General features: G+C 45.5%; 15 protein-coding genes and 1 pseudogene. 9 read left to right on the plus strand and 7 right to left on the minus strand.

Annotation, left to right across the window (positions count from 1 at the left end; all coding sequences use genetic code 11):
• Positions 1 to 141 precede the first annotated feature (141 nt).
• The 8 genes and pseudogenes from J7K40_03265 to J7K40_03300 all read left to right on the plus strand — a co-directional run bounded on the left by J7K40_03265 (position 142) and on the right by J7K40_03300 (position 5,249).
• On the plus strand, positions 142 to 609 hold the full coding sequence (locus tag J7K40_03265) for a hypothetical protein (protein MCD6161417.1): 468 nt from the start codon (positions 142 to 144) through the stop codon (positions 607 to 609).
• A gap of 54 nt (positions 610 to 663) precedes the next feature.
• Positions 664 to 1,065, plus strand: coding sequence for a hypothetical protein (locus J7K40_03270; protein MCD6161418.1), 402 nt, complete (start codon positions 664 to 666; stop codon positions 1,063 to 1,065).
• A 325-nt stretch (positions 1,066 to 1,390) separates the two neighbouring features.
• Complete coding sequence (locus J7K40_03275; protein MCD6161419.1) at positions 1,391 to 2,746, plus strand: sigma 54-interacting transcriptional regulator; 1,356 nt, start codon at positions 1,391 to 1,393, stop codon at positions 2,744 to 2,746.
• Between the two features lie 237 nt (positions 2,747 to 2,983).
• Positions 2,984 to 3,340 carry a DUF2173 family protein gene (locus tag J7K40_03280; protein MCD6161420.1) on the plus strand — a complete coding sequence of 119 codons (357 nt, stop codon included), beginning with the start codon at positions 2,984 to 2,986 and terminating at the stop codon, positions 3,338 to 3,340.
• Positions 3,341 to 3,393: 53 nt separating this feature from the next.
• A complete protein-coding gene (locus tag J7K40_03285) occupies positions 3,394 to 3,585 on the plus strand; it encodes a hypothetical protein (protein ID MCD6161421.1) in 192 nt (63 codons plus the stop codon).
• A gap of 312 nt (positions 3,586 to 3,897) precedes the next feature.
• Complete coding sequence (locus tag J7K40_03290) at positions 3,898 to 4,224, plus strand: cupin domain-containing protein (GenBank protein MCD6161422.1); 327 nt, start codon at positions 3,898 to 3,900, stop codon at positions 4,222 to 4,224.
• Positions 4,225 to 4,285: 61 nt separating this feature from the next.
• Positions 4,286 to 4,405, plus strand: a pseudogene (locus J7K40_03295) (SEC-C domain-containing protein).
• Positions 4,406 to 5,012: 607 nt separating this feature from the next.
• The gene (locus J7K40_03300) at positions 5,013 to 5,249 is read left to right on the plus strand and encodes a hypothetical protein (protein MCD6161423.1); all 237 of its coding nucleotides are present in this window, start codon (positions 5,013 to 5,015) and stop codon (positions 5,247 to 5,249) included.
• A gap of 201 nt (positions 5,250 to 5,450) precedes the next feature.
• Here the strand turns inward: J7K40_03300 and J7K40_03305 are convergent, their stop codons facing one another.
• The 6 genes from J7K40_03305 to J7K40_03330 are packed head-to-tail and all read right to left on the minus strand — an operon-like array spanning position 5,451 to position 9,259.
• A complete protein-coding gene (locus tag J7K40_03305; protein ID MCD6161424.1) occupies positions 5,451 to 5,996 on the minus strand; it encodes an ATP-binding protein in 546 nt (181 codons plus the stop codon).
• A gap of 6 nt (positions 5,997 to 6,002) precedes the next feature.
• Positions 6,003 to 6,734 (minus strand): PHP domain-containing protein, encoded by a 732-nt coding sequence (locus tag J7K40_03310; GenBank protein ID MCD6161425.1) that lies wholly within the window; start codon positions 6,732 to 6,734, stop codon positions 6,003 to 6,005.
• A 6-nt stretch (positions 6,735 to 6,740) separates the two neighbouring features.
• Positions 6,741 to 7,079 carry a serine kinase gene (locus tag J7K40_03315; protein MCD6161426.1) on the minus strand — a complete coding sequence of 113 codons (339 nt, stop codon included), beginning with the start codon at positions 7,077 to 7,079 and terminating at the stop codon, positions 6,741 to 6,743.
• Positions 7,076 to 8,449 carry a 4Fe-4S binding protein gene (locus J7K40_03320; GenBank protein ID MCD6161427.1) on the minus strand — a complete coding sequence of 458 codons (1,374 nt, stop codon included), beginning with the start codon at positions 8,447 to 8,449 and terminating at the stop codon, positions 7,076 to 7,078. The genes J7K40_03315 and J7K40_03320 overlap by 4 nt, the downstream gene beginning before the upstream one ends.
• Entirely contained in the window at positions 8,446 to 8,892 is a 447-nt protein-coding gene (locus J7K40_03325; GenBank protein ID MCD6161428.1) for an anti-sigma regulatory factor, read from the minus strand. Before J7K40_03325 ends, J7K40_03320 begins: the two co-directional genes overlap by 4 nt.
• Positions 8,893 to 8,908: 16 nt before the next feature.
• A complete protein-coding gene (locus J7K40_03330; protein MCD6161429.1) occupies positions 8,909 to 9,259 on the minus strand; it encodes a hypothetical protein in 351 nt (116 codons plus the stop codon).
• Between the two features lie 416 nt (positions 9,260 to 9,675).
• On the opposite strand from J7K40_03330, the gene J7K40_03335 reads away from it, so the two are divergent.
• The gene (locus tag J7K40_03335) at positions 9,676 to 11,499 is read left to right on the plus strand and encodes a hypothetical protein (protein ID MCD6161430.1); all 1,824 of its coding nucleotides are present in this window, start codon (positions 9,676 to 9,678) and stop codon (positions 11,497 to 11,499) included.
• A gap of 28 nt (positions 11,500 to 11,527) precedes the next feature.
• Here J7K40_03335 and J7K40_03340 read toward each other — a convergent pair whose 3' ends face one another.
• The gene (locus J7K40_03340; GenBank protein MCD6161431.1) at positions 11,528 to 12,082 is read right to left on the minus strand and encodes an archaemetzincin family Zn-dependent metalloprotease; all 555 of its coding nucleotides are present in this window, start codon (positions 12,080 to 12,082) and stop codon (positions 11,528 to 11,530) included.
• Between the last annotated feature and the right edge of the window lies 1 nt (position 12,083).

Genomic DNA, 12,083 nt, shown 5'->3' on the forward strand with positions numbered 1-12,083 from the left:
GAGGTCAAACGCCAGATAATTTTAACATCTCATCAAACATGTCGGGTTTCTCCCCGCCGCGGCGGGGTCGGAACCCGACCTGCTGTCAGATGACAGTATTTACATTGATGTGAATTTAACCTGTTGGAGTTGTGATGTCAAATGTATAAAAGCTGCGGTGATGAAGCGAACGTGTCGGGTTTCTCCCGCTGGTCGGAACCCGACCTACGGTTAGAGTTTCTTCAAAGTAAGAAACTCTATAAATATCCCAAAGATGATTCTCTATACCTCCTTATCAGTATGGAAGAATCTATGCTTTTCGAATATACGAAATTTGGTGAAATGCTTAAAGAGGTGTCTGCACCATTTGCCAATATTTTTGCTATAGGGCATACAGGACCAAGAGACAGCTTACCCGCATTTATTCATAAAGAATATAGGAAAGTCATTGCGAGGAGTCCGCCTCTGGCGGACGACGCGGCAATCTCGTTGTGTCATAAAGCGAGCCGCTATCTCAGCCTCGATTTGACGCTTATGCTTGATGAGAAAATCCATCGCCCGCAGAAGATGAGGATACTTGATATTCTTAGTGTCTATCGAGGGCAGATAAACATCCTCACACCAGCTTAACAAACCAAGCTTCGACTGAGGATCATCCAGCCTGTTTAAGACCATCAATTGAATATGTTTGACCAGGTCGAACTCGGTCTTAGTTTGCTGAGCGGCTTTACGAAGCGTCTTGGTAATTTGGAGTTCTTTGAAAAGCATCATCGCCGCCCAGATATGACCGAAATGTTTAGAAGAAAGAATGACATCGCTTTCGGCAGGCGAGGTTTGGCCTTTGAGTCTCAAGAAGCCGTTGATGAGATTATCGATATCCCGCTTGACTCATCTTCTACAGTTCGATTTGTTAAGCAATTTACTATAAGCAGGTTACAAAGCGCAAAAAAGTGTAGTGCCTCACTTTTTCAGCTTATTACAACAAATTCAGACTGTCTGTTTAACGTTTTCCTGCCTGCCGGCGCCCGCCTGTCTGCGGACACAGGGCACGGTATTTTTACTATCCGCCATTGGTTTAGCAAATAGCCCCGTCCGCCACTGGCTGATTTCTGGATTCCCCCGACGCGGCGGGGGAGTGACGTTGATTATAATGTTCTGCAAAAGGCCGGACAGTAGTGATTTGTTTTGCAAATCAATTGTCTATCTATATGTTAGGGATTCATTTATTTTCCTGGTTTCAACAGGTATAAATATGACTCTCCTGATAAACGAATGCAGCATTAACTCAAATTTCGAAGAAAAATCCTTTTACTATCTGCTATTATTATAATATATTGGTTATATTAAATTGTTTTATGAGAAATTTTTAAATATTTAATTGTTTTTAAAGGCGAATCTGAAACCTCTTTATATGGCAAAGCAATCAACAAAAGACAGTATCCTTTGTGATAAGCTATTAACAATAATCGACAGTATTTCGGATGGTGTTTTTACAATCGACTTGGATTGGAAAATCGCTTTTTTTAATAAATCAGCTGAGAGAATAACGGGTTTCAGCAAAAAAGAGGTAATAGGAAAGCCGTGTAAAGATATTTTACATACCAATATCTGTGATGAAAATTGTACACTGCGTCAGACTTTGGTTTCTAAAAAGCCTATAATCAATAAACTCGTTTGCATGATTAACAAAAAAGGAAATCGAATCCCAATTAGTATCACGACAGACTTACTGCAAAATCGTCATGGTGAAATCATTGGCGGTGTCGAAACTTTCCGCGATCTTAGTATAATGGAAAAATTGCGTAAAGAATTTGAGTCCAAATATTCATTCGAGAATATAATCAGCAAGAATTATAAGATGCTTAAGCTTTTTAAGATCCTGCCTGCGATAGCTCAAAGCAATAGCTCTGTTTTAATTGAGGGTGAAAGTGGTACTGGTAAAGAATTGGTTGCTCAGGCTCTTCACAGTTTAAGTTTACGTAAGTTGTATCCTTTTATAAGTATTAATTGCAGCGCTTTACCGGATAGTCTTCTTGAATCAGAATTGTTTGGATATGAAGCCGGTGCTTTCACCGATGCAAAGAAGGATAAAAAAGGGCGATTTGCTATTGCCGATAAAGGTACATTATTTTTAGACGAGATCGGGGATATTTCACCGGCTATGCAAGTAAAATTGCTTCGAGTTCTCCAGGAAAAAACCTATGAGCCATTAGGAAGTACCCAATCCCTCAAAACCGATGTAAGAATTATCGCCGCAACAAATAAACAACTTGAAAAATTAGTTTCCGAGAACAAATTCCGGCAAGATTTATATTATAGGATCAACGTTATTAAAATAACAATACCGCCTTTGCGCGAAAGAAAAATGGACATACTTTTATTAGTTGACCATTTCATAGATCAATTCAATAAACTGCGCAATAAAAATATCTCTGGCATAGCGTCGCCTGCTCTTAATCAACTGATGAAACATGATTTTCCTGGCAATATACGCGAATTAGAGAATATCATAGAACATGCCTTTGTTCTATCACCAGGCGGGGTAATTAAAACAGAACATTTCCCTGATTATCTTCATGAGCAAAAGGCTATACCGGTAGTTGAGATAGCCAGCACTATGAAAGAGATGGAATCATTATTCATAATTGCCGCTTTAAAAAGAAACAATTGGAGTCGTAAAGATACTGCCGCAGAACTCGGAATAAACACTTCAACACTTTACAGAAAAATTAAAAAACTTGGTCTGAAAATCCCCAATAGCAACTGATTTTACAACCAACCGTATAGTGCAAAATAGCACGTATTCATAATATAGCATGCATTGTTGCATTGATTTATTGTTGATTGTTTTAGATTATCAAAGTCAATGTAATGTTTTTATATTTATAACTAATATCATATAAACAAGTTAATATGTTTTAGCGCGCAAAGCTTAAGCATGGCATAAAATATGCTTTTACTATTAATGAAGGTAAAGGGAAAATACAAAGAAAGGAGAATAATTATGATTGGTCTTGACAGGTTAATGAAGCAAAAAGGAGTTATAGCTGTCGGTCAGTTTTCAGAGGATGGCAAAATTATTCGCAAGGCGGGAGACATATCTGAAAACATAATGGAGCAAATAGCCAAAAAGTGTGCCTATCATAATCAGAAAGCGGAGGAATTAACAAAATACTTTAGCGCCAACTCCGAAATGGATTGGACTCCTTTAGTCGGCTGGGCAGTTTTGGGGGGCAACTATGCAATATTCATAATGGATAATACCGGCATTATTGTTGATTCGCGAAAGGCAGACTTGAATCAATTAGTGATTGATTTAAGAGAATCAGGGCCAACTGGGCCAAGGCCGAGGAATTATTAACTGGTGATAATTAACAACAATTTAAGCCACAATAAAATAAGGAGAAATCAATTATGTCAGAAAAAAATGAACAAAAACCGGCCTTAGGTCATGGTGTGGTTCACCCCAGCGCCAGACCTATGAAAGTTTATGTAGAGGATGGAATCATGTATCTTTGCGATAAGGATATAGATTCAACAAAAGCGCTCAAGGATCAGGCTTACTGCTGGACCTGCGATAAAGTGTTATTCACGCGAGGCAGTTAATAAAAAATATCCGTCACGCGGAACTTTTTCTATCCTGATTTGATTATAGTTATCAATAACCGCCTCTATACCAGAGGCGGTCAGGTTGTTGACAATAAGGTAATATTGGAAATTATTTCAACACCATGGAAAAAGTCGGGGCAGGAAAGCCCCCCGACGAGAAATAGAGAACACATTTTCAGCGCTAAAAACGATTTGGTAAATAATTGATGAAGGAAAGTTAAATAAAGTCAACTATAACATTAGGCAATTTACGCTGCCTCAATATTTTATTAGAGGGAATAAATCATAATAAAATGAAGGAGGAAAGAAATGAATAGCATTGATATTAACAACAATGACATAGAATGGGCGGATGCTCTTAACTATCCTCAAGGAGCAAAAGAAAAGGTGCTGTTTGTTGGCAGTGACATGGCTCCAAGGACTATTTTATTAAAAATTCCCCCTGGATGGAGAATGGATAGTCACTCTCACTCTCATACAGAGTTACATCATGTTTTGGAAGGAGAATACGAGAGTCAGGGTAAAGTTTATCCAAGTGGAACATTTCGTATAATTCCTAAAGAAGTCGAACATGGTCCATTCACTACAAAAGCAGGGGCAACTATTTTAGTTGTCTGGTGCGTACTCAAAGAATAATAAGTCGGTTTGTGGAACAGCAATCAACCTCGCAGCAAAATAAAGGAAAAGAATATTGGGTCTGCTAAATAAGCTATTTAATAAACCACCAAAATCAGCCAGAAACCTCGGACGCAACAAACTTTGCTGGTGCGGCTCCGGTAAGAAATACAAGGCTTGCCATTATAGCTCTGATCAGAAATACTTCTCCCGGTTTTATGAAGCAACCTGCAGTTCGGTTTCGTGAAAAAAATGATTGCGAGATGAGTTTCATCTCTATTCATTCAATTATCAAGAAACGGCAGAAAGTAATTATAAAAATCCTAAAAGCTTAACATGAAGAGTAATTGCAGGTTTTGTAGTAATTACTATTTTATCGCATTAGTGTTAAGAAATTATAATATTATTAGTTACATCAATTTATCCTGAACCCTATCACGAATTATTTTGAAAATGATCTTTTCGTTCCGGATTGGCATTAGGTAATTTTAATTTGCTCAAATAGGAATTAGCTGCAAATAATAACGATATTTATTCCTCAAGAGAATAAACCAGTGGATTGATTGACGATATAAGCATCGTAAGAACAAAGAGCCGTGAAATAATTACTCTAAAAATAGTCGGCAGTTTGTTTGACCTTATTCCTTTTGGAAAGTAAAATGATATTCCTATTCCCGCGCCAACAATACGGCAATATGAAAAGGTCGTTGCGGAGGAATGTGTCAATGTAGGCGAACTGGCTGTGGTGCCTTAAGATAGAAAAAACAACCGGCAACTCTCTGGCTATCATTGCTCTGGAAACTCAAGACGTGTTTAATCCTGCTACTTTGGCCAGAATCGATGCTGTTACCTCAAGATTTCAGGCGCTTCCCGAAATCAGCCAAGTGCTAAGCCTTACTGATATTCTCGATATTAAGAAAATTCCCGATGGTATTGAAGTTGGCAAACTTATTCCCCTTGTTTCACTGCTGGCAATATTTGGTGCTCTATTTGAGTTTTCGCAGTATTCGAGGTGTAATCCTTCCATTGGCAACAGTGCTAATTAGCGCTATCTGGGTGTTGTTGTTTTGCTTAAATTGCAAAATATATTAATCAAAAGCGAGGAGAGGTGAAAAAAAATAAAAAACTCGCCGTAAGGTAATTTTTTCGCTTGATAAAATCCTTTTAATGAGTGCTTCGTCGCTTCACTCCTCGCAATAACTGATAAATGAACAGCTAATTTACAAATCATGACACTATATCGCGCCTTAGGAGTTCTTCGCTCGTTTTGTTAGCCTGTCTATCCCCTCCCGTATGTGCTCGCCGATACGCCGCAACACCTGCGGGGAGCCGATGGGCAGATCCCGGATTTCCCTCGTGTCGAAGGAAAATTTCTCCCTGCCGATGGTGTGGCAATAGCTCAGCTCGATGTCCGGATGTCCGGCAATCAGAGTTAACAGCGTCTGCGGGATGTCCCCGAGGGGTTTCATGTCGATGTGGCTTTGCTGAAAGGTTACCCTTACCTGGGTGCCCTTCCCGGGCGCCGACTTAACAGTCAACTCACCGCCGGTCGCTTTCGCTGATTCTAAAATCATCGACAGCCCCAGGCCGAAGCGTCTCGTCTTGCGGGTAGTGAAAAACGGATCCGTCGCCTTCTGCAGTGTCCGGTTATCCATCCCCTTCCCATCGTCCAATATCTCCAGCGTTAGCAGGTCTCTTTCCGGGTTCTCATTAATGCGAATTTCTATTCTCCGCGCCTGTGCGTTGACGCAATTTTCCATGATGTCGAGTATGTGCAGTGACAGGTCTTCCATTTTTTCCTACCGCAGGATCCTCCTGCCCTCCTGTTCCCTCAGGGCTTTCTTGATTTCCCCGATGTTAGCTTTCTCGACAAGAAATCGAGTATAGCATTGTCCTATTTCATCTTCCTTGTGGGCGTCGGATGACTTGATTAGAGGCAGGGACGGAGAGTACCTACGCACAGCGCTCTCGTAAGAAAGAACTGGGGATATCTCCAGAGCGTCGAGGTCCAGGTTGTCCGGTATGAAACCCAACTGGCTGATCAGGCTAAAGCTCTCCCGATCGATATGGGCTGCGACAGCGAGCCCGCCCAGAGAGTGAATTTCTTTTATAATCTCTTCCACCCGGAGCGTTGTGCTTCCAATTAGAAGCCTCTGGTTGAAGCCGAGCACCTCGTCGTCGGCGTTGGCGACTACCTGCATGCCGAAGGTTTCCTCATCATTCTCGCCCGGCAGATGCCGGTACACAATCTCTTGAAGCTGCTGAACCGGCTCCAGCGCATCGAACAGGGCCAGAAGATGAACCTCTTCCGAGGAAGTCACCTCCATACCGGGAAGGACATGCATACCATACCTGAGCGCCGACTCCATCGCGGCTGGAGCATTCTCCGCCGAGTTGTGATCACAGATACCCAGGATATGAATACCGAGAGCTTTGGCTCGCTTCATGATCGTTGCGGGGGACATCTTCACTTCGGCACATGGAGAAAGACAGGTGTGAATGTGCAGGTCGGCCTTGTAGCTTCTCAGCATCGCGGATCACTGTTTTTCTAGCAACTGATAAAGCTTTCCGGAAATGTTGAAAGCCGACTCGTCTGTGCCCAGCACCGTAATGTACTCCTCATCGGCTTTCTGGGTAGTTTCTTTATCTGGCTGGCGGCCGTTCACAAATACGATTCCCGCCAGGTCCTTGAGCTTGGCGACCGCTATGACGTTTTGGTGTGTCTGCATGGTGATCCAGAGATTCCCTGTCTTGCTGTTGGCCATCACGCTGCTGAGAAGATCGCAAGTGTAGCCTCCGGTCACCTCAGTGTCGCCGACATCTTTAGACGTCATGACGTGGAGTCCGAGCTTTTCGACAACCTCTATCAAGGTCATGATTTCTTCCTCCGTTTTTCTTTTCTCGGTTTTCGTTCCTTGCCTTCGCCCATGGAGCCGAAAGCGTCGAGAAGCTTGGACAGCTCGCCGGCCAGCTCTTTGAACTTACCGGGAACGTTGAAGATGCAGTCGGACAGCTGCGCTTTCCCCTTGACAACATCCTCCGCGAAGGCTAAACACGTCGGGGCGCCGCAGATTCCGCAGTCTATCTTGGGTAGAGAGTCATATATCCCCTGCTTTTTTTTTCGCTTCTTGATTGCTTTACCCAGATCCTCGTCGAGCGCTTGGATAAGACGGGGCTCGTATTTTTGCTGCATATGGAAGTACTTCTGGCGATAGCGTTCACGGATTTCCCGCTTGTCTCGGCAGGCCTCTATATTCTCCTGTTCAAGCGTCTCGAGTAGCCGGAGAATTTTGTTGTAGGAGATGTAGCGGTTTTCCACCGTCAGCGATCCCCCTACGCAACCCTGTGGACATGCATACGCCACGACGAGGTCAATGTTCTGCAGTTTTCCCCGTTCGATATCATCGAAGGTCGTGATGATCTCCGCAATCCCGGAGACATCGAGGACATTCTTAAATTTCTGGGTGCGGTGCATTCCACCAGCCACCGCCCATCCAATGCCAAGGATGCAAATGCTTTCCAAGCTCTTGCGGTAGCCACCTTTGTCCTCGCTCTCCAGTGCCGATAGCAGGGGACCGTAAATGTCGGCTATGGAAATGGCTCCGTCCAGATAGCATTCTTCCTCGGAAGAAGGCTGCTTGATGGCGATCATCTTGACGGGGCAGGGCGTGATGTAGAATATCCCGATATCGTCCGGCTTAAGTCCAAGCTCTTTCGATTTTCTCTCCTTGATCTCTTTTGCGGCGAGCCTACTGGGGAGTTTGATGGGAATTATGTGATCGACCAGTTGGGGGTATCTCACTTGGATAAGACTTACGATAGAGGGGCAGAAATTGGAGATGAGCGGCTTGGGACCGTTGTACTCCTCCAGGAAATGCTCTACGGCCAGGCTCGTATCCCCACAGGTGATAGCCAGATCATGTGCATCGTCGAAGCCAATCTTCTTCAAACCGGCCAGAATCTTATCCGGCAGAATGGATCTGCCGAACTGGGCATACAGTGCCGGCGAAGGGATGGCCACCGTGTGCTTGAACCTGCTCAGTTCACCGAAGGGATCAGTCAATGCCACGATGGCTTCATTCGGGCAGGCCGTGATGCACTCTCCGCAATCGATGCATTTCTCTTCTAAAATAACGGCCCTTCCGTTCCGTATGCGGATGGCTTGAGTGGGGCAAACCCGCAAGCATCTCATCCGGCCATCACATTTGTCCGCATCGACTCTGACGGAGTGAAAATATTGGCTCATGCTTTCCCCGTCGAATTCAGGTAGATGATGATATTGTACGAGGTGCCCTTCCCGACCGCGGACTCCAACTCGAACACATCTGCGTTCTTCTTTATGTTAGGCAGACCCATGCCGGCACCGAATCCCATCTCCCGTATCTCATCGGTGGCGGTTGAGTAACCTTCCTGCATAGCCATCTCGATATCCTCGATACCCGGTCCTTTGTCATCTAACGTGATCCGGATTGCCTCGGGATTCAGCCTTAAAACCATCTCGCCTTTATCGGCGTACATCACAACGTTCATCTCGGCCTCGTATGCGGCGATGGCCGCACGCCGGATGATGGCTGAATCGATACCAATCTCCCGGAGGATTTCCTTGATGTCGATTGACACGGAGCCAGCCTTGCTAAAATTCCTTCCCTTGATTACAAAAGCATGTGAAAAATCGTTATGAGAAACCATTATACCATTCGACTCGTTATTGATTTCTTACTCCATATATCCCTCGGCTGTAAATGAGCCCGCACGCCTTGTACATAAAGAATCTCGTCGACAATATAAGAATGCCTCTCTTCTCAGCCAGTGAGATTCCTTCTTTATTGGGCTTCTTGCCGCGTACATAGACAATGGCCTTAGCTTCAATTATGTCGGCAGTCCGTATGGATTGAGTATTTGCCAATCCGGTCAACAAAACGATTCCCGACTCGCCGAATGCCAGTACATCGCTCATAAGATCCGATGCACCAACGCATTCGAATTCTTCATCCAGATGGCTCTCGCCAGAGATCACTTCCGCTTCCAAAATATCTACAAGCTCTCTCATTGTCATGTCAGTTCGCTTACCATCCTGTCCAAACCAGCAGTTTGACGAACCCTGCTTAGCCTTTAAAGTAAAACTATATAACTACATATCTTTTCAACAATGAAAAAGCAAGTACATTTTTTTAGGTGTGGCGCTTTCCCACAATCCGTTTCCACTACATAGACATTGACTTATGGACAAAACTGCCTTTTCTGTTTTCTGCGGTTGGCAAAAGCTGTGGAGGAATCCACCAGTACGCACTCCCAAGCGCCGCGTACAATTTGAACCCGATCGACGCCCGGTATAATTTGGCTAAGGGTTTCAGGGAGTTACGGCGATAAATGCCAATCGGCCATCGATTGGCCCAGATATTGCTTTCAATTAAGGTGAAAATAAGAAAGACCCAAAACGCAAAGTTTTGGATGTCAAGAAAGGAAGTAGTTATGAAAGAAGAAGATTTTAAAACGGTAAAGATTCAGGGTAGAAAGAAAAAGTATAGTTGTATTTGGCAATTATCCGGCGCCGTATCCCCACAGACATGCGAGTCTCATGCCGAGGACTGTGCGGGATGTCCGGTGTATACTGCCCTGACCAAAGTCGGCTCACATAAGCAACGAAAATTCTTTAGCAGGGATTTTTTCGACCAGTGTTTTGTTAAAGCTTGCGTGATTAAAGAACCACCTTGTCCGTTCGCTGGCACATGCATGGCCAACTGGTCGCGCACGAACCCCGCCGCGTCACGGGTGCTGACCATGATGGGTATCGGGAGCCTGTCTGTGGGTACCAATGCCTCTCTGATTCAGCAAGTAGCCCGCCGGAATGGCCTGTATGTCGATCTGTTAAGCCGACTGTTTGAGCTCCGCAACGTCGGAACAATTTCTACGAATGAAAAGCTCACCCCAGAGGATTTGGACATGTACACCGTGGAGGAGCAGTTTATGCTGGTAGCGTCGGCCTTGTTCCTCGACTGCGCTGATTCGCTTGATCTTGGAGCATTTGCCGAGTCGATGTTCGAGAAAGGGTTGCTGCCTCACGGGTTGTTGAACTCGGTTTCCAGAGAACGCACACAGGACGAGTTGTGGGATGCCTTCCGTGCCATACAGGGATTGGCCATGCTCGATATGATACCGGCCTTTGACACAAACGTGCTTGTGAAGCTGCACGATGACATCGCGACATCTCGCTACTCCTCTATGACCACGGCACATATGGCCCTTATCGTTCAGCGGAATCTCCAATTTCACACTTACAAGCCTGTTAATCTACCTAACGAGACTGTTGAGCGGGCGGTTACGCTTGTCAGCTTTGCCAAAGGGCTGCTCGGTAAATCGTACAATGGATTGTTGGTCACTCCCTCCGAGCTGGCGGCAGCTGTGGGTATTAGCCGCGTACTTAAAGCCATCCCAGAAGATGGAGCATTCCACGCAGCTCGAGTGCTTATAAACGAGATATTGCGCTTGGATGGTACAGGCACTCTGAACATGGCGAGTGCGCAACCTATACTTGCCGGAATTGCGGCCTCTGGCCTGGTTCCAACGCCCAGCGAGCACATGTTGATTTCAAAAGCGGTTTTGCATTCTTTCCAGGGGCAGTTCAAAAAGATGGGTGACATGCGTGCCAACCCCGCTTCGCTATTGGCTATCATAGGCGCGGACAATCTCATGCATAATACTGATCTGTACGAAGCTCTTACTTCCTCGGGAGTGCCAGAGGTGGAAGAGGAATTGGATCCGGCGCTTCTTGGTTGCGAGATTCCCTCTGACCTTTTCTACTATCGTGGACATTCTTGGGTCCGCTCCGAAAAAGACGATTCCATTCGCGTCGGGCTCGACGATCTGGCGGCCCATTTGATAGGCAAGGTTGATGCCATAGAGATGCCCAAACCGGGCGATAAACTGCGGCGGGGAAAACCGGCGCTGCGCTTGATCCGCGACGGTGCGGCGGTGAAAGTGTACTCGCCGATGGATGGAGAAGTGATGGTTATCAACCAGTCGGTCGTCGATACACCGAGAGTTCTTTCGACTCAACCATACAACGATGGTTGGTTGCTGACGATTCGTCCCCGGATATCGGAGGACAACCTCTCTGGGCTTATGTTCGGTAAGAATGCTCATGACTGGCAGAGAAACGAAGTGGTTCGGTTGGGTAAAATGTTTCAGGACAAGTTTGCAACCGCTGCGGATGGCGCTACGCTTGCCCGCGACGCTCTGGCCGGCATCCCCGGCGTTAGTTGGTCTAAAGTGCTGCACAAGTTTCTTAAAGGTTAGAGATTATGATGCAGTATCATTGAGATATTTAATTCTTCTCTAACTCGTCTTTTAGCATAATCTTGCAGTAATAGCACAGTTGCGCGGACTTTGCGTCAATGTTCGTCGTGTCGAGCGAGGCGGCCATTACGCAAGTGGGGTCATCACAGTGGGTAAGGCCAAAAGTATGGCCTAACTCATGAATGCCTTCCTTGAGAACGCGGCTGACAAAGACGCGACGATTGAGGGGGAAATCGTCTCCGGGACCGGGTGGCGGGCTGAGAAGTCGGTACGTCGATATCAATGCCGCCCGCCCGTTAAGCATCGCCTCGCCGAATACGTAACGCAAGATCGGTGTGAAGACGTCTAAGGTTGTAACTCCCAGAAGCCGGAAGGAAGTCTGATCGGAAGTAGCCAAGTGCTTGAGAATCCGGGTGGCATGATATTGCCCTCTATTTTCGTCTAAAAGTTCCACCGGCAGTTTCTCGGGGGCACCAACCCGGCACCGGAATGGGAATATTCGTGTGATTTCCGCGGCTAAGCCAGACATGAGTTCCTTGTCCGTGATATTCAGGGGTACAATTTTAATAAGGCGGGGAGTCATA

This window comes from Candidatus Zixiibacteriota bacterium, assembly GCA_021159005.1.
In the GTDB taxonomy this organism is placed as follows: domain Bacteria; phylum Zixibacteria; class MSB-5A5; order UBA10806; family 4484-95; genus JAGGSN01.